The following is a 20,309-nucleotide window of genomic DNA, read 5'->3' on the forward strand; positions in this document are numbered from 1 at the left end:
TGGCCAAATTTTCATTGCACTTATTTTCTTGAAAATCAGAGGTTAAAGCCTCTCCGCCCGTACTGCTCTCGCTATAAAATAACACATTTGTCGAGAATGAGACGAAATCTTAAATGAAAGAGCCGTGCGCTCTATCAAAAAAATTTTGCCTGGACACCACGATAACCCATTAAAATCCCATAAAAATTTCGTAGCTTTGTGGCCGGGTTGGCGAAAGTCTTCTCACAACATTTTGGAAAAATAAGAAGCGTTATGCTCATCTTGTAACTTGAAAACCTGAGAGCCTTTCAAATTTGATGCAAGAGATAGCATAGTGGTTCTCACGCATACGGCGTGGGCTGCTATCGTTATATCTGCATCATAGGCTTTCTCAGGGCCGTCAAGTTAGATTGACATAGAAGTCCGCGCTTCTGCATTTATAAACCGCTCCATCGGACTGTGGGACAAAAAAGGAATAAGTAAAAAACGACAATGGAAATGAAATTCTGTCAGAGCTGCGGAATGCCGCTCACAAATGAAGTACTCGGCACGAATGCCGATGGTACACCAAACGAGGATTACTGTATCTACTGCTACAAAGACGGCAAGTTCACACAGGATATGACAATGGAGCAGATGATTGAACACTGCGCTCAGTTTACCGACGAGATAAACAGAAACTCTGGTCAGAATCTTACAGTCGAGCAGATGAAGGAGCAGATGCGCCAGTTCTTCCCGCATCTCAAACGCTGGAAAAACGATATTATAAGTAACGAAATTCTATATATCCTTTTGCCGGATTACGCAGCGCATGAGATTGTATATCTTTCACAGGCTATAGCCTCCGATGAGTTCGCGCTGAAAGAGAATCCGAAATATGTCAATAAGGCTGTCGCCCCGACAATGGAGCCGGTGAAATCCATCGGCGGCTTCCGGACTTTACCTGATTATTCGTTTGAAACGATGCCCGACGATTATGCTGCGCTGGTGCTGATTGGTGGCTTCGGGTGGAGCACGCCTGTTGCTGAACAGGTTGTGCCAATTGTCAAAAAAGCTATTGAAAAAGGAAAGACTGTAGGCGCGATATGCAATGCAGCATCGTTTATGGCAAAGCATGGTTTCCTCAATGCGGTGAAACATACCGGCAATGGCCTGGATCAACTGAAAATTTGGGGTGGAGAGAACTACACTAATCCCGAAGGGTATATCCACGCGCAAGCCGTAAGCGATGGCTGCATAGTAACTGCCAACGGTTCTGCGACCCTTGAATTTGCAAAAGAGTTACTTACATTGCTCGAAAACGATACACCGGAACGAATCGAAATGTACTATCAGTTCAACAAACAGGGCTTCTGCAACCTTTTCTCGATTGAATGAAGAGAGCCATTGTAATAGATTGTTCCTGAGACGGAAAGAGAACCTTTTCAAAAAACAATCTTCTCAAATAATCATATCATTATGTTTATCGCAATACTTACATATAGAAAGCCGTTAAGCGAGGTTGATAAGTTTCTCGCCGCACATCGTGAATATCTCACCAAACACTATGCAGCCGGAGATTTCATCGCTTCCGGGCCGCAGACTCCCCGCGTGGGCGGCGTAATATTGATGAAGGCCGAAAGTCGTGCAGAGATTAATTCTATCATCGAGCAAGATCCGTTCAATATCAATGGCATTGCTGACTACCGGATTGTCGAGTTTACTCCGACAATGTTTGTAGAACCGAGCCTTTCCGACACCCTAAAATAAGTATTATACTAATGGAGAATAAAAGAACTATAATTATTTGGCTGTCAGTCACCATCATTGTGATGTTTGCATTGCCTTTTGCTGTTGCCGGGCTTGCGTCTGAATGTTCCGGAATGGCACTGTGCATGATGCTTTTCTTAATTGTGAATCCTATTTATTCTGCGATTCTTGGTTATCGCTGCGGGAAAGACATAAAGGAAATGTGGAACCTTCCATTAGTGTCAGCCTTAGCGTTTCTTGCCGGCACGTGGATTTTCTTTGATATACATGAATTATGGTTTATCGTCTATGCAACAGTATATCTTGCAATAGGTTGGACTGCAATGGCTATAAGCAAGCATATAAACAGTTCCAATAAGGGTAATGATATTTTCCCGTTTTCAGACGCTCCAAATACGGCTGTTTTCATATGCAGTCATATTTTGGATGGTAGAGAAAAAATATTATTTGTTTCTCACGATGCGGATGACGGAGCATGGCAATTCCTTTGTGGTAAAGAACATAACGAAAGCGATGCAAGGATAGTTTCATTAAAGTATGTATTGGATTTAGACCCGACTATCAGCAACCTGAATGATTTACCTCTTGGTTATTGTGCACAACGAAAATCCAAGAGTGACAAGTGGGTAATTGCAAAGAATTAAATTATGCCATACATATCAATAGAGAGCGGCAAACTGACCGCTGAACAGAAGAAACAGGTGATTGAGAGGCTTACTGCCACGGCCTCCGAGATAACCCATATCCCGGAGCAGTTCTTCACCGTTACCATCAAAGAACTGCCCGACGAAAAGTTCTTTGCAAAGCAAAGCGCTAAAGCGATGATGGCATCGGAGGCAAATCAATCGGCGAGATAAAACGTGACTACCCACAATGAGTATGACATTACGCCCATATCAGATGACTGATGCTGTGATAATCACATCGTGGCTGAAAAGCGAATACCTTATGCGCCAATGGTGCGCCGACAGGTATGAGCATTATCCGGTAATGCCCGAAGATATGAATTCATATCACGAGCGGTATATTGACGGCCAACGCTCGCGTGCCCTGACAATGACAGATGACGATGAGATTGTAGGATACATCACATTGCGCACTCCTGCCGACGATACGACTGAACAACGATTGGGCTTTGTCATTGTCGATGATTCAAAGCGCGGCATCGGTTTAGGGAAAGCTCTTGTCTCAATGGCGGTAAAATATGCTTTTGAAACGCTTGGAGCCACAAAAGTGTCGCTTGGTGTCTTTGAAAATAATCCGTCCGCCATCCATTGCTATGAAGTGGCGGGATTTCATCGTGTTTCACGGCAGGACACTGAGAGCTACCCATGTCTTGGTGAAACGTGGAACTGCATTGAAATGGAACAATATGCAGATGCCATAATTCGCGATATTAAGTCAGACGAGATACCTCTGCTTACCGAGTTTCTTTATGAGGCGATATTCCAACCGCAGGACGCACCGGAAGTTTCGAGAACGGTTCTTCAAGAACCGATGATATGGGCTTATGTGAATGGATTCGGATCGCGCACCGGCGATTTCTGCCGTGTGGCAATAATCGGCGGTGCCATTGTCGGTGCGGCATGGTCAAGACTTGGGTGTTCATACGGCAAAGTCGATGCCTCCATTCCGGAATTGGCAATTTCGCTATATCCGGAATATCGTGGAAGAGGCATAGGCAGCCGACTATTGGAATCCTTATTGAACACGCTTTGCGAGAAGGGATATGAACAGGTTTCACTGTCAGTCGATAAGACCAATTATGCAGTAAGTATGTACCGCAGATTCGGATTTGAGACTATCGTAGAGCGAGAGCATGATTATTTAATGGTCAAACATTTGAATCGCAAGTGAATCATGAATATAAAATCGCAACTGCAACAACTTTGTGGTGATACAGAATTTCTGCGGCTTAATGATGTAAATATCGAGCCGGAAATGATACGGGCTATCATGATAAACGAAGTTGTCCCGGTTGATTCTGACGATGATTTCTATGGAAAGTCTGACTCCGCATATATGTCGACTACAATCCCGCTGTTCCGAAAGGCGGGGATAGAGGTAAGTGGTATTCAGGATATATTGAACCTCAACATCTACATCACCAATGCCGTCAAGACGCCTAAATCGGAATACACAGTTTCAAAGGAAAGCATTGACGAAAGTGTGCCATATCTTGAAAAGGAGCTTGAGTTGTTTCCTAATCTTCAGGTTGTCATGTTGATGGGTGATGCGGCAAAAAAGGCCTTTAATATGATAAGCAAAAAGGCAACCGGGAAAAATGCAGTTCCAAGTATATCTACCTACAAATTGCGTAACACTGAAATTTTCTATAAAGGATATACACCTGCCGGATATGCCGACAGGGTGTTTCATGTCCACGTTCATAGGATTGGTGACAATGAGGAAATCCTGTTCCGCGACTATCTGATCGCAAACCCGGAATCTGCCAAAGAGTATGAAAGGCTTAAACATTCGCTATTGCCAAAGTATAAGAATAACCGAGACGGATATACTGAAGCCAAAAGCGAATTTATAAAAACGATTTTGAGACTTAACAACAAATGTCATGTTACGTGAATCTGATGCGGTTGAAATAATATTATTATTTCGGTCAAAAGGAATACAGATATACCTTGATGGTGGCTGGGGCGTGGATGCCTTAGTCGGCTTTGAGTCGCGATGTCATAACGACATAGACATCTTCATCGAAAAGCAGGATAAAGAATGTTCGATTAAACTGCTGAAAGATACTGGCTATTCTGAAACCGTGATGGAATATACTACTCCCGAACATACAGTTTGGCGGGATGGAAATGCGCGAATCATTGACCTTCACATATTTTCTCGCAATTCTGAGGGCGATTTCGTGTTTGAGAGCGAGACGTTCCCGAAAGAAGTATTTACAGGTAAAGGACGCATAGGACACCTCGAAGTTAATTGCATCACCCCGGAATGGCAAGTCAGATTTCACTCCGGCTACAAACTCGATGATAATGACATCAAAGATGTGCTGCTACTTTGCGACAAATTCAATCTTGCGCTTACTGATGAAATAGCACAAAATTTCAACATTGATACTAACCGTCTGACCCTGCGCCGATGGCGCGAGAACGATGCCGAAGCATTATATAAATATGCCTCTGACGGTCGCGTTAGCGAGATGGCGCTGTGGCCTAGGCATACCTCGGTTGACATGAGTCGCGAAGTTATAAAAGATTTCTTTCAGCCCAATCCCTTCACTCTGGCGATGGTCTTGAAAGAAACCAACGAACCTATTGGTTGCATAGGACTTGTGCCGGCTGGAGCCGAGCATTACAAGCCATTTGCAAGCGAGCGGGAAGTCGGATATTGGATAGGTTTTCCGTACTGGGGCAAAGGATTGACCTCGGAAGCCCTTGCTGCTTTGATAAGCTTCTGCCGTGGTTCTCTTCATCTTGATTCGCTTCTGATAACCATCGATGCCAATAATTTGGCCTCACAGCGCGTAGCCGAAAAATGCGGATTTCAACAGATAGCAGATTATAATTGTAATGGCGTAGATTGCAGAGCATATAGATTGTCCCTAAAATGAAAATCTATCACCCGAGATCGGAGCTGCGCCCATATGTGCGCTACTATTGGGTACTGAAAGGCGATGAGCCTTTCAGCATCCTGACATTTCCTATCGGTTGTCCGCAGATAATCTTTCACAAAAAAACACCGCTTTATATACCGGAACTTGACAAGAGCCAGTCGCAATTTACGATTAGCGGTCAAGTGAATTTTCCTGCGCATATCCAGTCTGACGGAAGTCTGGAAATGATAGTGGCGGTTTTCTACCCGCATACCGTCGGGATGTTTATCGACACTCCGCCATCAGCATTCTACAATCTTGAAATCTCCGGCTATGATATCGAGAATCGGCAACTGAATGAAATTGCTCAGAAGATTTTCGACTGTGAGAATGCGAAAGATTGTATTGATATACTGGAGGATTTTCTGACATCGAAGATCCGTCCGGTATTGAATATCAGCCGAGTGGGTTCGACAATCGGCACATTGCTCTCCGTTCCTTCAACATCTGTGAATGCTCTTGCTGACAGAGCCTGTCTCAGCAAGCGGCAATATGAAAGAGTGTTCCGCGAAACGGTCGGGATGAATCCTAAGGAATATGCCCGCATCGTGAAATTTCAAAAGGCACTGTGGCTGATGCAACGAGGAGAAAGCAACTATGCCGGAATCGCTGCCGAATGCGGCTACTCCGACCAGTCACACTTTATAAGGAATTTCAAGAAACTGAGCGGTTATACTCCTGAGGCGCTTATAAAGCACTGCGCACCATACTCAGATCTGTTTACCAATCCGGCATAATGTCGCTTTTGTTCTATCGGGAGTGTCGTTGCCGTGGTAACTTCGCATCAAAAAAACTACGATGCAGGAAGTAAATCCGAAAGAGACCACACGAGCCTACGCTTATGAAATGTGGATGAAGGCACCGATGCCGATGGTGACATTGATCAAGACTCTCGATGTAACTCGTTTACGGCATATCAGCCGAAAGCGAGGTCTGAAATTCAATATGTTGATGTGCTGGAGCATCGGCAAAGCCGCCTCTCAGATAAAAGAGTTCTATATGCTCCCGGTCGGTGACAAACTCATCAGATATGACACGATTGCCGTCAATACTATTGTTGCCAACTCACAGGGTGAGGTCAGCTCATGCGATATCCCTTTCAGTGACGACCTCGCGTGCTTCAATAAGGATTATTTACGTCTGACACGTCAGGTCGCCGAAACCTGCGAGAATCACGATTTAACCGACAGCATGGTAATCGGCACATCGGCATTAGCTCAATACGACATAGACGGAGCTGTCGGAATGTATAGCGAAGTGTTCAACAACCCCTTCATGATATGGGGTGCATACCGTCGCCGCTGGTTCAAGACAACCCTCACGGTATCATTCCAGTTCCATCACACCCAAATGGATGGTGCCCATGCAGCTCGCTTCCTCAACGTGCTTCAAAAGGAAATCTCTACCGTTTAGCTATTGCATTGAAGTTGTCGAGTGCCCATTCAATAAGATTGCCAAGTAACGGCATGAGGCTTTTGCCAAGCTCTGTCAGTGAATACTCCACTTTGGGAGGAATCTCGGCATACAGCTTCCTTGAAATCAGACCATCGGCTTCAAGGCTTTTTAGAGTTTCTGTAAGGACTTTAGGTGATATATCGGGAATTGCCCTCCCGATTTCATTAAAGCGGGTTGCCTCGTTCTCAGCAAGGACACAGAGAACGAGCATAGTCCATTTGCCGGAAAACCGGCTTATGACGTTTCTGACAGGACACGATGCTATGCCCGTATATTTTTTCAAATTTTCTTTTAGTGGCAATGCGTTCATAATCAAAAATAGTTACCTAAAAGTTAGCGCCTTACATCGGAGTAACGTCTTGCATGACTCAAAAACATGACTTAACTTTGCACTATCCAAATGAAAGCGGCTTACTGTCGCAAAGTTAATAATTTAATTTCAAACCAAGAAATATGAGCGAAATCAAGACTCTCAATTCCGGCGATAAATTCGCCCACGCATCCATCGGCACGCTGTGTGGCTTCGCCGGAAAACAGTTCGTTAAGGAAGCCACCGGCGCCACTTCATGCGAGATTTCATTCGGCACTCTGTCTTCGGGCGCTGCTGTGCCATTCTTCCACAGCCACAAGGCTAACGAGGAAAATTACATAATCCTGTCCGGAGCAGGTAAATTTCAGGTTGACGACAACGTCTTTGATGTGGCGGAGGGTTCTGTAATCCGAGTGTCGACCAACTGCGACCGCAATCTCAAATGTACCTCAACAGAAGCGATGACCTACATCTGCATACAGGCAAAAGAAGACAGCCTCGGTGGTTATACAATGACCGATACTGATATAACCGAGCGTAAAAGCCTGCTCTGACAATATCCGGAAATACACCTGTAAACAGAATGAAAGTGACAGTTTTTTTCTGCCATCTTCATTCTGTTTGACGTATAAAATTTCTATTGATATTTTGAAAGAGATTTGGTTATATCGTTAAGATGCCTGCGTCCCCAATCTGACAGCTGATTGAGTATTGGTATCAAGGTTCTACCCAAATCGGTTAACTCGTATTCTGTGCGAGGTGGCACCTCGGCATATAGAATGCGCTTTACCAATCCAACTGATTCAAGTGTTTTCAGATGTCCTGACAATACCTTCGGTGATATGTCGGGGATTGCCCTCGACAATTCGTTGAAACGCATTACGCCGAACTCGTCAAGTATGACAAGCAGGAGCATCGACCACTTGTTGGCGAAGTGTGCTATCACGTTCCTCATGGGGCACGTGGCGACACATGAATATTTTTCTGAAATTTTTTCGTTCTTCATCTGTCTGATATTGACTAAAAGTGAGTTTGAAGTAAGTGGCTACTTTGGAAGTAACCTCTTGCATGGCAATATTTTGATGTATAACTTTGCGCTATCCAAAGGGTAGCAATTATCCTTTGCAAAGTTAACACAAACATAATAAACCCACAAATTATGACTGAAATCAGTATCAGCATTCCAGCATCGGCTCAACCTTCAGGCAAGGCTGTGTTCGTGATGCTTGGAACAGGCTTCGATGAAATCGAGGCTCTGGCACCCGTTGATGTCATGCGACGTGCCGGGATGGAGGTATTCACCGTCTCTATGACAGAGAACAGACTTGTAAAAGGAGCCACAGGCAACCTTATCGTTGCAGACATGAGTGTTTCCGTTTTGTCCCCCGAGCGGATAGACTGGCTCATATTCCCCGGTGCCGATAAATCGGAGGATGCGGTAAACCTTGACGAAAAGCTGAGCAACCTTGTGAAATCCCACTGGGAAAAAGGAGGCAACATCGCCGCCATCTGCGCAGCGCCGGCTCTGGTGCTTGGTCCGCTCGGTATCATAAAAGGGGTAAAAGCCACCGGTTATCCTTTCCTCAAAGATGACTTTGAAAATAGAGGTGGGATATACTCCGAGGAGTCAGTGGTAATTGGTGACCGCCTGATAACATCCAAGGGTCCCGGAACAACCCTCGAATTCGCACTTGCCATTGTTCGCAAGGCAAAGGGTCCGGATATGGAGAAGGCACTCCGTGAAGGTATGGTGATAGCCAATTGCAGATGCGATGATAATTGTACCTGCGGATGCAACAATTAAAGCCACAACGTTGCCTTTTGGCGGCTGTTATCACCTTAGCTCTTTGCCACTGAAAATAAATTTTGGCAAATGAAGGCGATGGAGCATGATGCTTCACCGCCTTCATCGATGATACAGCATTTGCAGATGATGAAATTGTAGCGTTCACATTAAACGGAATCGGTAAGCATAACCGGATTTCAACTGCCTACGACACCGGGACCGGTACTATTAAAGATTTTCGAGGTCAAGGCATTGCCTCCCTGTTGCTGCAAAAAGCAGTATCAATGATGAAAACCGACTTTATAAAAATTCTGAATATCCCGACCGATGACATCTCGCTTCACCATTTTTTGAACAATAGAAATATACCGATTATAAACAGGCAATTTGAAATGATCTTGCCATTCTGACAACTATGTGCATAACAGAACGAAATAAATTCAGAATAAACATTACGCATTTGGCAAAATAAATATTTGTAGTAATTTTGCGTAACCGATATAAACATCCGATACACAATTTATTGGTTATGGAGAAATTTGAAGGAACAAGATATAACTCGATGTGGGATGGGTCGACGTGGCTCATCATTGGACTTGCGGTGGCGTGTTGTCTGATACCTTGTTTCATCGACCATAGTTTATTGCTGATCACTATCACAGTCGGTTTAGCGATATTAGCGTTCATTTTAACGGGATTTATCGGTACCTATTACCGGATTGACGGCAACAAACTGGTAGTGTACTCGCTCTTTATCCCTACCGCCTACCCTATTGACAAGATTAAGGAAATTAAACCGACAAAGAGTGTACTCTCGGCTCCGGCCACATCGTTGTCTCACCGTCTGGCAATCACGTTTACCGACCGCAAGATTCTCAAAAGCTATATTCCGCTCATCATCTCTCCGGTCCGGCAGGAGGAATTTATCCGGCAGTTACTCGACATAAACCCACAGATCCGGCATCAAGCGCAATGATTTGATCGTAGCCGATTTTATGTCTAATACTTCATCTATAATGCAAATAGGATTTGTAAACTTCAACACAGCAGAAAAGAAGCGTGTAGCCAAGATGATGCAGTTGCTGCAGGAATCAGAAGCTATCGAGGAGTTAGGTATTGGCAGAGTACGGGATCACTTCTCCAACACCCTGTTTCCCGGCACCTCTACCCTTCAGCATCATGCCAAGTATTTTGTAGTGTTGCCTTCATTATATTACCATACCGCATTCAAGAGCCGTAAGTTTCAAAACCTTGCCGAGGTCCGCACTTTCATCAAAGAAGCTGAAATACAGATAACGAGGCAATTGGCAAAATGGGACAATGGTCAAGTCAACACATTAGAAAAAGGTATAACTGGAATAAATACCTTAAAAGATGCCTTGAATGACCACACCAAATATGTCAAGTATGATCCCGCCTACATTTACGGCAGCGGATTAGCCCGATATGGCATTATTCCTGATACCGGAGTAGAACGATTGATTCTTGAACTTAATAAGAAACGCTTCGAAGATCCTCATAGCAATCGCATACCGAAGGGCGATGACCTGACAGAGGATGCAGGTGACATGACCGGAGAAAAACAGTTAATCATGACCTGTGGCGAGACTTATGATTTCTTTAACGGGAAGACTATGGAGCTTTCCTTGTCAGAGAAGGAAGCATCCTTTCTCAAAGATAGAATACATGCAAGTTGCCAAGGCTCTATGCTCGCCTATCTCATTGACAGCGAATTCGAAATCCCTGATGGTATCAAATATTTCGATATAGAGAAAATATTGGCCGGCCTGACTCCGGATGTGCTTGATATTTACAAAAAATCTGTGTTATTTTCCAAACTCATCCATCTTGCTGACTGGAGATTCAACTATCGCTACTATTATAGTTTTGGCAAGTCAGATGATGCCGAATATTGCGATAAAAAATATTTTGAACTATTAGAGGAATACAAGGAGGATATCTATAATCAGAAAGCATACGAAGCCCTGTTTGACTACATCCGTTCCATTGATCCTATGTTCACTGAATTTTGCAAGGATTGCTATGAAGCAATTAGGACAGGCGATCGTTCACAACTTGACCAGCTTGTCAAGACCCGTGAACAGACCGTCAAGAAAGAGCGCAGTAAAATTGGCAATAACGCCTATCGGGATCAACGGCGCGGAAATCCAGACCCTAACACATTCCGTTGGGAAACAGTTCGGACAATGGTAAACGAAATCAGAAACCCAAAGCAAGACTATGGCAGATAAATTACTGAAAGAACATCTGTATGGCGATCTCCTCTCACCTACACCAGGTTATTCTACCGACTTTGCACTTGGAATGACCTATTGCTTGAGTTTCGAGGCCATGCTTACCGCCCATCTGGCATTTGGTATGCTTGGTGAAATGGACGATAATGTCATTCAGTCTCACCACCTGCTGTTAGATGCCATCGCAAAGAGCAGTGAGAAGGTTGTTGTCTTCTGCAACAAAGGAGGAATAGCAGTACCACCGGCCATACGAAAAGTGTATTCGTTGATGGAACGTAATATCTTTGAAGTATTTGACCGCCGGAACCACAAAGCCAACTTTCACCCTAAACTTTGGCTAATCCGGGAAATCAACAACGATGACAGCAAAGACGCGCTCCTTAAACTGATAGTAACCAGTCGCAATCTGTCATTTACAGATACTATTGACTGTATTGCCTGCCTTACAGGCAAGGTCGGGCCGACATCTGTCAATAACAAAAAGCATAAGCCGCTGATTGATTTTATCAGAGCTGTTGTCAAGGAATCAAATATCGGTAATGATCAGAAAAAGTCTGTTTTAAAACTGGCTGCCGATCTGGCTCGTGTAGAAAAATTCGATGTTGAATCCCCGTTTGAAGACTACGACTTCTATCCCTACTTATTCAACTACGACTTTGGATTACCTCAGGCAGAAGACTATCTTGTAGGGGCCGAGAGCATCATTGTTTCTCCCTTTATTGACAAAACAATGATTTCAAGGCTCAACCCGGAAAATAGATGCAAACGGACGCTCATCACCCGGAAGGAATATGTCGACAAAAATATTTTTGAAAAGTTCAAAAATAAAGGAGGAATCTACGTGACACTCGATGATCTGGCAAGCAGAGGAATAGACCTGCACGCAAAGATATATCACGTATGGAATGGCCGAAACGAGCAGTATCTGTATCTCGGTTCTGCCAACGCCACGACATCGGCCTTTGAACGCAATGGAGAATTCCTCCTCAGGCTAAAATATAAATACGGCAATACCCGGTCTGCACAATTTCTGAGCGATTTCTATGAGAATGGCAACAGCGACAACAAGTTCATGCCTCTGAACGAGCCATTAGAAAATGCGTCATCAGCCATCAAGTGGGATGCGGCAGAATCGGCAATGAAGGAATTGATGTGTGCGGAAGACTTGAAAGCACGAATCACCCGTCATCGCAACGGACGCTTTTCCATAATAGTGGCATCAAATAGCATGAGGTTGGCGAATGATGTTTTTATAGCACCCCTTCAAAAGAAAGATCTTTTGCAACGATGGACCGGTAGAGTGACATTTGAAGACCTGGGAGCTGATGAATTATCCGAGTTTTTCATCATCTCTGCAACCACACCTGATGGCACACACCATAATGCTGTAATCAAGATAGAAACCACAGGAATGCCGTCTGACAGAGATCAGGAAATTTATAAAGGCATCATCAAATCTCCGAATGACTTTTTCCGACTGCTGGAAATAATGCTGACCGATACTCCTTTGCAATACATCTCAACCGAAATTTTACACAAAGAGCATACCGGCAATGGAATCAAGCCTGAAGAAAATCTGTCTTTCCCCAATTTATATGAGAAAATGCTGAAGATTGCCGCAACCAATCCGAAACAAATTCAGGAGATCGGTCGTTTGATAAGCAAACTCAGCGATGACATTGTTCCCCCTGCCTTCATTAAGATGTATAAACTTTTCGTCGCCGCAACCGAATAAAGACATTTCGCAATGAAAAATAAGCCATTGGATTTTCAAGCCGCAACAGCCGAACATGTACTTGAGACCTATAAAAAAGGACAGAAACGCGTGCTTGTAGCAGATGAAGCCGGCCTTGGAAAGACCACTGTCGCATCTGAAGTGGTACGCCGAGTCAAAGGCGAACTGTCAAAAGAGGTTCTGGATGACGACGGCATGTACTGCGTCGTATATGTCTGCTGCAATCTCCAGATTGCCCAGCAGAACATCGACACACTCTCTGACGATGGCGAAAAGGTGGATTTATCGCAAAGTCGCCTTTCCATGCAACACTTTGTCTACTACCGCAAAAAAGTCGAGCTGAAAGCATCCGGAAAAGACACTCTGGTTTTGTCGCTCACTCCCGCAACATCTTTTCAGATGACATGGGGAACCGGCAGTGTCAGCGAGAGAGCCCTGATATATGCCTGCTTGTCACTCCTGCCTGCATTCAACTCGCAGGAAAAGCAGAATAGGTTATCTGACTTGCTGGTAGGTTGGGCACCAAAAGCCTGGAAATGGTTGAGTGTGCATTATTATAATGAAGTGCGCAAACCCGAATTGATAGAATACAGAGAGACAATAGTCGCGGCAATGACCTCGAAACTCTCTCGGATGTATTCAGCAGATGAGACATACATGCAACGTCTGCTGCACCTTTGTGATTCAAGGCAAGACGCACAATGGCAGAATGACATCTATTATTTCACTATTAAGCTCCGAAAGATCTTTGCCGAGATCAGTCTTGAGATTCTGAAACCCGACCTTGTTATCATGGACGAGTTCCAGAAGTTCAGCTCTCTGATTGACACTGACAGGTCAACTGAAACAGAGGAAAACATGATAGCCAGAAAATTCTTTGCCAACAAGAATACTTATATTCTGCTATTATCAGCAACCCCATACAAGCCATACACAACGCTCGAAGAACTCAACGACTCCAATAATGACGAACAATATAAGGATTTCCATCGTCTGATGGATTTCCTGCATATCAACGATGTCAATAAAATTGATTTCAAGGCCATATGGAGAGACTACTCTTCTGCCTTGAAACATATTGAAAAAGAAACAGAAGAAACAATCGGACTGAAGCATCAGTCAGCAGAAAATATGCTCTATAATGTCATGGGACGTACCGAACGGTCCAACGAGGGCATTATTCATGAAATCTTACCTCCTGTTTATGATTTCCTGTCAGCCGGCGACATCACATCATTTATTCAGATGCAACACCTGATAGACAACTGCCGGAAGTTTGGCAAGAAGGTATATTCCGCTCCTGTTGACTATACAAAATCATCAGCATTCCAGCTCTCGTTTATGGACAACTATAAACTGAAAGATACGATAGCAGAAGCCTGGAAAGCCGGAGCCGGCAAGGGTATCAGGAAAGACTGTCTGTTACTTGACCGGGATAAGATCGAAAACTACTCCCTTGAAGACTATCGGAATGCAAGGCTCGGTTTCATTATGGCTACCATATTCGGCAAAGGCAAAAAATCGACGGGTGCAGAATCATTATTATGGATTCCTGCCTCTCATCCTTACTATACACAGCAACCGAATGTGTTTACACGGAATGAATCCTTCTCAAAATATCTGATATTTTCTTCCTGGGGCATGGTCCCGAAAATGCTTGCATGCATGATATCATACGAGGCCGAAAGACGTCTGCTACGCAGAACCAACGAATCCTACCGCAAAGAAGATTTCCAGATCCTTAAGGATAGCACAAAAACAAAAACATTAACCATCATGCATACTGTTTCAACTTCTCTGGCAGATATGTATGATCCTGAAGACAGCTTTGGAAAACCTTTAAGCGATATCAGACAGCAAATAAAAAAGAAAATCAGAAGCAAACTGAATGAATTTGACGGCAAAACCGTCAGCCGTGTAAGTTCGTTGGACATTTATCACCTTCTGACAGCTCTCGACAATTCCGACGCAGAAGTCAGAAACATACCCAAAGAAGCTGATGAGATATTGGCCTCAATGGCAATCGGAGCTCCGGCAATGTGTCTGTACCGTACATTCAAACGGATTGGCGATCTGAATGCCAGGCAACATGCTGAAGAAGTAGCCAAAGAACTGACGGGCATCTTCAACAACCGCCAAGGCATTGCCGCAGTCCGAAGCAATTGCAGAGCTCATAGCAACTACTTCCGGAATGTGGTTGACTATTGTATCCAGGGAAATCTCCAGGCCGTTCTTGACGAGTTCGTACACATGATTGGCGAGAATAAATCACCTGAAACCATTGTTACAAGAATGAAGGAGTCATTTGCACCGGCATATCCACAGCCGATAAATACAATACAGACATTCGGCACAGACGATAAGTACTCTATGCGCAAACACTTTGCTGTTGATTTCGGAAGTGGCAAGCAGACAGAAAAAGATGTCAACCACGCAACAAACGTGCGCTCAGCCTTCAACAGTCCTTTCCGCCCCTTTGTCTTAGCCTCGACATCCGTGGGTCAGGAAGGCCTTGATTTTCATTGGTACTGCCGGAAAATAGTCCACTGGAACCTGCCGTCCAATCCACAGAATATGGAACAACGCGAAGGACGTATCAATCGTTATAAATGTCTATCCGTCAGAAGGAACATTTCCAGACTTTATCCTGACATCTTCCGGTGGAATGAAATGTTTTACAAAGCTTCAGCAGAACTGAAAGGAAATAATTCAGAGATGGTGCCATTCTGGTACCTGCCGTTGAACGATATCCACTTCAAAGACATCAAAGCAGAAAAGATCGAACGCATTGTACCGATGTATCCAATGAGTGAAGACGAATCGCGTTATGGAAGGCTCATAAAAGTTCTTTCTCTTTATCGTCTCACTATGGGACAACCGCGTCAAGAGGAATTATTACAGATACTTGACGGCAAAATATCGTCAGAACAGATTAAACGGCTTTTGTTTGACTTGTGTCCATTCAGCAGAAAGCACCACTGATGCAAGTCGGCGTGTGTTTCATCCTTTTCCAATAGCCCTGTTGATTTTTAGCGATTTTATATCTACTTTTGCAGACACAAAACATATTTTTAATCACACGTCGACATGTATCACAATAATAACATCAACCTTACGCCCGGAATCCTGAAAGGTATCATCTGGAGTGTGGCAGGCATAATACTGATTATTGTAGCAATGGCCTTCATCCGCCCCTGGTACAACGTCTGGTCACAGGAGATGGAGGGCAAGGCTGAGTTTGCCAAGGCCGAACAGAACCGTAAAATCAAAATCGAAGAGGCCAAAGCGAATCTTGAAGCTGAAAAACTCAACGCGCAGGCTGAGATCGAACGCGCCAAAGGTGCAGCCGAAGCCATCCGCATCGAAAACGGAAGCATTACCTCAACCTATATCCAGTATCTGTGGGTACGCCAGCAGTCAGACCTCAGCAACAAGACTGTCATCTATATCCCGACCGAAACTAATCTTCCTATCCTGGAATCCACCCGCGCCCTGATGACGCCAAAAGAATAACACACTCTTCCGGCGGCCTAATTAGGCGCTTCTGAATTAGCACATACGCCGGACAGCTATCTAAAAATCATACTGCATATGTCTCAATCACATCATTACACTGGGCTGACTGACGCTGAAGTTTCGGCCAGCCGGCTAAATAATGGTATCAACATCCTGACTCCCCCTGCAAAGAAACCTTTGTGGAAAAGGTTTCTTGAGAAGTTCAGAGACCCGCTGATCATCATCCTCATGATAGCGGGAGTGTTGTCAATCTGTATCTCATGCTACGAATTCTGGGGCCTCGGTGAGGGCTCCGGCGTATTTTTCGAACCCTGCGGCATCTTCATAGCCATACTGCTTGCCACCGGGCTCGCATTTTTCTTCGAACAGAAAGCCGACAAGGAATTCGCCCTGCTCAATCAGATCAACGATGACGAGCCGGTGCAGGTGATCCGAAACGGCTGCGTTACGCAGATTACAAGGCGAGATGTCGTTGTGGGCGATATCGTCATTCTCAACACTGGCGAAGAAGTCCCGGCCGACGGCGAACTGCTTGAGGCCGTTTCGCTCAACATCGATGAATCGACTCTGACCGGAGAACCGATATGCCACAAGACCACCGATCCGGCCCGATTCGACAAAGATGCCACATTTCCCGGCAACCACGCTATGCGCGGCACCAAAATAATGGAAGGCCACGGAGTGATGCGTGTGTTCGCCGTCGGTGACAAAACCGAGAACGGAAAAGTCTTCGAAGCAGCGCAGATCGACGACAGCGTCAAGACCCCCCTCAACGAACAGCTTGACCGGCTCGGCAAACTCATCTCCAGAGTCTCCTACGCTTTTGCATCCGCTATTATCGCCGGACGTATCGCCATGTATTTTATAAATGTGTCCGACTTCGACTGGGTGGCATTTCTCGCATTCTTCCTGCAGACCCTGATGGTTGCTGTAACCCTGATCGTAGTGGCAGTGCCAGAAGGTCTGCCAATGGCAGTGACACTATCGCTGGCCTACTCCATGCGCCGTATGCTCAAAACCAACAATCTCGTGCGCAAAATGCATGCATGCGAGACAATGGGTGCCACAACCGTTATCTGTACCGACAAGACCGGAACACTCACCCGAAACCAGATGCAGGTCTACAAAGCCGACTTCTTCGGAGAACCGTCTGACGAAATTCTCTACGAAGGAATAGCCGTCAACTCTACAGCCCAGCTTGACATGTCAGGCGACCGCATCCAGGTGCTCGGCAACCCTACCGAAGGAGCACTTCTGCTCTGGCTCAGAAAGAGAGGCGTCAGCTACCTTGATCTGAAAGACAAAGCGGTCACGGTCGAGGAACTTCCGTTCACAACCGAGCGCAAATACATGGCCACCACAGTCCGGTCATCGACCGGGAAGACCATACTCTACGTCAAAGGCGCCCCGGAAATTATATTCGGGATGTGTAAAGACACCGCCGGAGTCACAGCTGATGAGATCAATGCCAGACTTCTCGAATATCAGAACCAGGCCATGCGCACACTCGGTTTTGCGTATCAGGAAATCAATGACGGCGACAAGACAATAGCCGACGGCAAAGTCGTGACCACCGGTCTTACATTCCTCGGCATTGTAGCCATCTCCGACCCTGTCCGCACCGATGTCCCTGACGCTGTGAAGGAGGTTATCGAAGCAGGCATAAAAGTGAAGATCGTCACCGGCGACACTCCCGGCACAGCCAAAGAAATCGGACGCCAGATCGGACTGTGGAACGACAGCACTGACAGCGACCGCAACATTATCACCGGACCGGAATTTGCCGAACTCTCCGACACTCAGCTGAAAGAGCGTGTCAGAGATCTGAAAATCATAGCCCGCGCCCGCCCGATGGACAAAAAGCGTCTCGTAGAAGCCCTTCAGGCCAATAATGAGGTAGTCGCAGTCACCGGCGACGGCACAAACGACGCTCCGGCACTCAAGACAGCCCACGTCGGGCTCTCGATGGGCGACGGCACATCAGTAGCCAAAGAAGCCTCAGACATAACCATCATTGACAACTCCTTTTCATCAATCGGACGGGCTGTCATGTGGGGCCGTTCACTCTATCAGAACATCCAGCGCTTCATCCTTTTCCAGATGACCGTCAACGTCGTGGCCTGCTTCATAGTTCTCTTCGGATCATTCATGGGCATGCAGTCGCCACTGACAGTCACACAGATGCTGTGGGTCAACCTTATCATGGACACATTCGCAGCGATGGCGCTTGCCTCTCTCCCACCCTCCGCATCTGTGATGAAAGACAAACCACGCCCGCGCGAGGCATTCATCATCAACAATGCGATGAAGAGATTCATCATCTGCATAGGAGGCATATTCTTCCTGGTGCTCCTCGCCATACTCTACTATTTCGAGCACACCAACATCACATGCCTGACCGAAATAGGCTCTGTCACGATGGGCGGAAACACCGGGCTGAGCGGCTACGAACTTTCGCTCTTCTTCACCATCTTCGTATTCCTCCAGTTCTGGAACATGTTCAACGCCCGCGCCTTTGAGACCGGACGCTCGGCATTCCACTTCAAAGGCTGCGAAGGCTTCAGCCTAATAGCCCTCTCGATCCTGTTCGGCCAGATACTGATTGTAAGCATCGGCGGAGAATTTTTCAACGTCGAACCGCTTCGACTCATTGACTGGCTAATCATCATAGCCGGCACATCACTCGTGCTCTGGATTGGCGAAATCATCCGCCTTTTCAATAAACAACCTCTTTGAAACAGGCACCATCATTTAATAACATATCTCTCTGAAATAGACACTCCCACCGCAAAGCGACACGGCTGCCATCACGCAACCGTGTCGCTTTTTCATCCCATCCCCCGAAAAATCAAGGGGTTGTGTCGATGAAATTAATACCTGTACATTTTCCCAGCAGACATTTCTTTACGGATATCACGAACTGAGAGACCACGGATTTCTCTGGCTCCGTGAATCTGTTGTATAATTCTTGGATTCCAATAATTGAACAATCAACTCACGGGGTATTCCCCAATTGAACCGTACAGCTGAAGTGTTATGAGGGATTTCGTCTAACTGAGTATGAGTGATAATTCCTTTTATATCCAAGAGTTTCTGGTCTGAAAATTCAGCCGAAAACTTCGCAGGAATGACCAGTGTTGTGTTTACTATTTTCCCGTCTTTTAGAACAGTCAACTCGCTCATAATGGAAAACCCAGGCTCGGATGACCCCTTAGACCAGGTTGAATTGACCCCTGAAGCCAAAATATCACTGACCCCTTTGCCCAAAATAAAAATGACCCCTGTCGACGTAATGTCAGCAGGGGATTTTATATGTATCTTTGAATTCCGTTTTGGCCGACGGGGGATATAATTCAAAGAAAACATGAACACAAAATTAAAGAATATTCTCCTATGTCACGCATCAGGGATGGGCATAAAATGCATCAGTAGTGCCTTTGACATATCCCGGAACACGGTGCGCCGCTATGTGAGAATGTATCAGGACAGCGGTATACCCGCTGAGAAGCTGCCGTCGCTGAGTGATGCGCGGCTACAAGAACTATTTGCCATACCAGGGGCAAAGGAACGTAAACCGTCGGAGCGGCAGGTCAGGCTTGAAGCCCTATTGCCCGATTATGCGGCGCGACTTTCTCGAAAGGGCATGACGGTCAAGAAGTTGTATGAAGAGTATCATATCGGCCATCCCGATGGCTATCTGAAGGCATCTTTCGGGATGAAACTCAGGCAGTTCATGCTGCAGACCAATGCCATCGGGCATGTGGAGCACCGCGCCGGAGACCAGATGTATATCGATTTTGCCGGAGACAGATTGGAAATAGTCGATGAGGCAACAGCCGGGATACGAAAGGTCGAGGTGTTTGTGGCGATACTTCCATGTAGCCACTACACATATTGCGAGGCAG

General features: G+C 45.6%; 20 protein-coding genes and 3 pseudogenes. 20 read left to right on the forward strand and 3 right to left on the reverse strand.

The annotated features are described in order from the left end of the window. Positions 1 to 477: 477 nt before the first annotated feature. From C5O23_RS14475 to C5O23_RS12620, 10 genes and pseudogenes are all read left to right on the forward strand, one after another. Positions 478 to 723 (forward strand): annotated as a pseudogene (locus C5O23_RS14475) (zinc ribbon domain-containing protein); the annotation flags it as partial. Between the two features lie 21 nt (positions 724 to 744). Beyond that, the gene (locus tag C5O23_RS12580; protein ID WP_205743450.1) at positions 745 to 1,356 is read left to right on the forward strand and encodes a DJ-1/PfpI family protein; all 612 of its coding nucleotides are present in this window, start codon (positions 745 to 747) and stop codon (positions 1,354 to 1,356) included. A gap of 81 nt (positions 1,357 to 1,437) precedes the next feature. Beyond that, positions 1,438 to 1,728 carry a YciI family protein gene (locus tag C5O23_RS12585; protein ID WP_107033279.1) on the forward strand — a complete coding sequence of 97 codons (291 nt, stop codon included), beginning with the start codon at positions 1,438 to 1,440 and terminating at the stop codon, positions 1,726 to 1,728. 11 nt (positions 1,729 to 1,739) lie between these two features. Further along, positions 1,740 to 2,372: a hypothetical protein gene (locus tag C5O23_RS14480; RefSeq protein WP_205743451.1), complete on the forward strand. Its 633-nt coding sequence runs from the start codon at positions 1,740 to 1,742 to the stop codon at positions 2,370 to 2,372. Positions 2,373 to 2,375: 3 nt separating this feature from the next. Next, positions 2,376 to 2,605: pseudogene (locus C5O23_RS12595) on the forward strand (tautomerase family protein). Between the two features lie 2 nt (positions 2,606 to 2,607). After that, complete coding sequence (locus C5O23_RS12600; protein ID WP_240597843.1) at positions 2,608 to 3,585, forward strand: GNAT family N-acetyltransferase; 978 nt, start codon at positions 2,608 to 2,610, stop codon at positions 3,583 to 3,585. 3 nt (positions 3,586 to 3,588) lie between these two features. After that, a complete protein-coding gene (locus C5O23_RS12605) occupies positions 3,589 to 4,311 on the forward strand; it encodes a GrpB family protein (RefSeq protein ID WP_107033281.1) in 723 nt (240 codons plus the stop codon). After that, entirely contained in the window at positions 4,301 to 5,305 is a 1,005-nt protein-coding gene (locus C5O23_RS14350; RefSeq protein WP_161553609.1) for a GNAT family N-acetyltransferase, read from the forward strand. The genes C5O23_RS12605 and C5O23_RS14350 overlap by 11 nt, the downstream gene beginning before the upstream one ends. Further along, positions 5,302 to 6,084, forward strand: coding sequence for a helix-turn-helix domain-containing protein (locus tag C5O23_RS12615; RefSeq protein ID WP_107033282.1), 783 nt, complete (start codon positions 5,302 to 5,304; stop codon positions 6,082 to 6,084). The genes C5O23_RS14350 and C5O23_RS12615 overlap by 4 nt, the downstream gene beginning before the upstream one ends. 61 nt (positions 6,085 to 6,145) lie before the next feature. Then, complete coding sequence (locus C5O23_RS12620) at positions 6,146 to 6,760, forward strand: CatA-like O-acetyltransferase, family 2 (protein WP_107033283.1); 615 nt, start codon at positions 6,146 to 6,148, stop codon at positions 6,758 to 6,760. Here the strand turns inward: C5O23_RS12620 and C5O23_RS12625 are convergent. Beyond that, a complete protein-coding gene (locus C5O23_RS12625) occupies positions 6,750 to 7,112 on the reverse strand; it encodes a winged helix-turn-helix transcriptional regulator (RefSeq protein ID WP_107033284.1) in 363 nt (120 codons plus the stop codon). The genes C5O23_RS12620 and C5O23_RS12625 overlap by 11 nt on opposite strands. 143 nt (positions 7,113 to 7,255) lie before the next feature. On the opposite strand from C5O23_RS12625, the gene C5O23_RS12630 reads away from it, so the two are divergent. After that, entirely contained in the window at positions 7,256 to 7,666 is a 411-nt protein-coding gene (locus C5O23_RS12630; protein WP_107033285.1) for a cupin domain-containing protein, read from the forward strand. 83 nt (positions 7,667 to 7,749) lie between these two features. On the opposite strand, the gene C5O23_RS12635 is transcribed toward C5O23_RS12630, so the two are convergent. Further along, on the reverse strand, positions 7,750 to 8,118 hold the full coding sequence (locus C5O23_RS12635; RefSeq protein WP_170068194.1) for a winged helix-turn-helix transcriptional regulator: 369 nt from the start codon (positions 8,116 to 8,118) through the stop codon (positions 7,750 to 7,752). Positions 8,119 to 8,271: 153 nt separating this feature from the next. Between C5O23_RS12635 and C5O23_RS12640 the strand changes: the two genes are divergently transcribed. From C5O23_RS12640 to C5O23_RS12675, 8 genes are all read left to right on the forward strand, one after another. Beyond that, complete coding sequence (locus tag C5O23_RS12640; RefSeq protein ID WP_107033286.1) at positions 8,272 to 8,916, forward strand: DJ-1 family glyoxalase III; 645 nt, start codon at positions 8,272 to 8,274, stop codon at positions 8,914 to 8,916. A 104-nt stretch (positions 8,917 to 9,020) separates the two neighbouring features. Then, on the forward strand, positions 9,021 to 9,308 hold the full coding sequence (locus tag C5O23_RS14620; protein WP_338030932.1) for a GNAT family N-acetyltransferase: 288 nt from the start codon (positions 9,021 to 9,023) through the stop codon (positions 9,306 to 9,308). A 119-nt stretch (positions 9,309 to 9,427) separates the two neighbouring features. Beyond that, positions 9,428 to 9,874: a PH domain-containing protein gene (locus C5O23_RS12650; RefSeq protein ID WP_107033287.1), complete on the forward strand. Its 447-nt coding sequence runs from the start codon at positions 9,428 to 9,430 to the stop codon at positions 9,872 to 9,874. 19 nt (positions 9,875 to 9,893) lie between these two features. After that, on the forward strand, positions 9,894 to 11,150 hold the full coding sequence (locus C5O23_RS12655) for a DUF6361 family protein (RefSeq protein ID WP_153062497.1): 1,257 nt from the start codon (positions 9,894 to 9,896) through the stop codon (positions 11,148 to 11,150). Next, complete coding sequence (locus C5O23_RS12660) at positions 11,140 to 12,888, forward strand: phospholipase D-like domain-containing protein (RefSeq protein WP_107033289.1); 1,749 nt, start codon at positions 11,140 to 11,142, stop codon at positions 12,886 to 12,888. The genes C5O23_RS12655 and C5O23_RS12660 overlap by 11 nt, the downstream gene beginning before the upstream one ends. Before the next feature lie 12 nt (positions 12,889 to 12,900). After that, positions 12,901 to 15,870: a helicase-related protein gene (locus tag C5O23_RS12665; RefSeq protein ID WP_107033290.1), complete on the forward strand. Its 2,970-nt coding sequence runs from the start codon at positions 12,901 to 12,903 to the stop codon at positions 15,868 to 15,870. 105 nt (positions 15,871 to 15,975) lie between these two features. After that, the gene (locus C5O23_RS12670; RefSeq protein WP_107033291.1) at positions 15,976 to 16,401 is read left to right on the forward strand and encodes a hypothetical protein; all 426 of its coding nucleotides are present in this window, start codon (positions 15,976 to 15,978) and stop codon (positions 16,399 to 16,401) included. Positions 16,402 to 16,479: 78 nt separating this feature from the next. Then, positions 16,480 to 19,140 carry a calcium-translocating P-type ATPase, PMCA-type gene (locus C5O23_RS12675; RefSeq protein WP_107033292.1) on the forward strand — a complete coding sequence of 887 codons (2,661 nt, stop codon included), beginning with the start codon at positions 16,480 to 16,482 and terminating at the stop codon, positions 19,138 to 19,140. Positions 19,141 to 19,258: 118 nt separating this feature from the next. On the opposite strand, the pseudogene C5O23_RS14715 reads toward C5O23_RS12675, so the two are convergent. Further along, positions 19,259 to 19,366 (reverse strand): annotated as a pseudogene (locus C5O23_RS14715) (IS982 family transposase); the annotation flags it as partial. 402 nt (positions 19,367 to 19,768) lie between these two features. Here C5O23_RS14715 and C5O23_RS12685 point away from each other — a divergent pair. Beyond that, the coding region (locus tag C5O23_RS12685) for a helix-turn-helix domain-containing protein (RefSeq protein WP_205743449.1) at positions 19,769 to 20,309 on the forward strand (541 nt) is incomplete at its 3' end.

Origin of the sequence: Duncaniella muris (assembly GCF_003024805.1) — a bacterium.
GTDB classification, from domain to species: domain Bacteria; phylum Bacteroidota; class Bacteroidia; order Bacteroidales; family Muribaculaceae; genus Duncaniella; species Duncaniella muris.

Excerpts from the sequence above, each read along its gene's own strand:
- C5O23_RS12585 (WP_107033279.1), top strand. The coding sequence starts at position 1,438 with ATGTTTATCGCAATACTTACATATAGAAAGCCGTTAAGCGAGGTTGAT.
- C5O23_RS14480 (WP_205743451.1), top strand. The coding sequence starts at position 1,740 with ATGGAGAATAAAAGAACTATAATTATTTGGCTGTCAGTCACCATCATT.
- C5O23_RS12600 (WP_240597843.1), top strand. The coding sequence starts at position 2,608 with ATGACATTACGCCCATATCAGATGACTGATGCTGTGATAATCACATCG.
- C5O23_RS12605 (WP_107033281.1), top strand. The coding sequence starts at position 3,589 with ATGAATATAAAATCGCAACTGCAACAACTTTGTGGTGATACAGAATTT.
- C5O23_RS14350 (WP_161553609.1), top strand. The coding sequence starts at position 4,301 with ATGTTACGTGAATCTGATGCGGTTGAAATAATATTATTATTTCGGTCA.
- C5O23_RS12615 (WP_107033282.1), top strand. The coding sequence starts at position 5,302 with ATGAAAATCTATCACCCGAGATCGGAGCTGCGCCCATATGTGCGCTAC.
- C5O23_RS12620 (WP_107033283.1), top strand. The coding sequence starts at position 6,146 with ATGCAGGAAGTAAATCCGAAAGAGACCACACGAGCCTACGCTTATGAA.
- C5O23_RS12625 (WP_107033284.1), bottom strand. The coding sequence starts at position 7,112 with ATGAACGCATTGCCACTAAAAGAAAATTTGAAAAAATATACGGGCATA.
- C5O23_RS12630 (WP_107033285.1), top strand. The coding sequence starts at position 7,256 with ATGAGCGAAATCAAGACTCTCAATTCCGGCGATAAATTCGCCCACGCA.
- C5O23_RS12635 (WP_170068194.1), bottom strand. The coding sequence starts at position 8,118 with ATGAAGAACGAAAAAATTTCAGAAAAATATTCATGTGTCGCCACGTGC.
- C5O23_RS12640 (WP_107033286.1), top strand. The coding sequence starts at position 8,272 with ATGACTGAAATCAGTATCAGCATTCCAGCATCGGCTCAACCTTCAGGC.
- C5O23_RS12650 (WP_107033287.1), top strand. The coding sequence starts at position 9,428 with ATGGAGAAATTTGAAGGAACAAGATATAACTCGATGTGGGATGGGTCG.
- C5O23_RS12655 (WP_153062497.1), top strand. The coding sequence starts at position 9,894 with ATGTCTAATACTTCATCTATAATGCAAATAGGATTTGTAAACTTCAAC.
- C5O23_RS12660 (WP_107033289.1), top strand. The coding sequence starts at position 11,140 with ATGGCAGATAAATTACTGAAAGAACATCTGTATGGCGATCTCCTCTCA.
- C5O23_RS12665 (WP_107033290.1), top strand. The coding sequence starts at position 12,901 with ATGAAAAATAAGCCATTGGATTTTCAAGCCGCAACAGCCGAACATGTA.
- C5O23_RS12670 (WP_107033291.1), top strand. The coding sequence starts at position 15,976 with ATGTATCACAATAATAACATCAACCTTACGCCCGGAATCCTGAAAGGT.
- C5O23_RS12675 (WP_107033292.1), top strand. The coding sequence starts at position 16,480 with ATGTCTCAATCACATCATTACACTGGGCTGACTGACGCTGAAGTTTCG.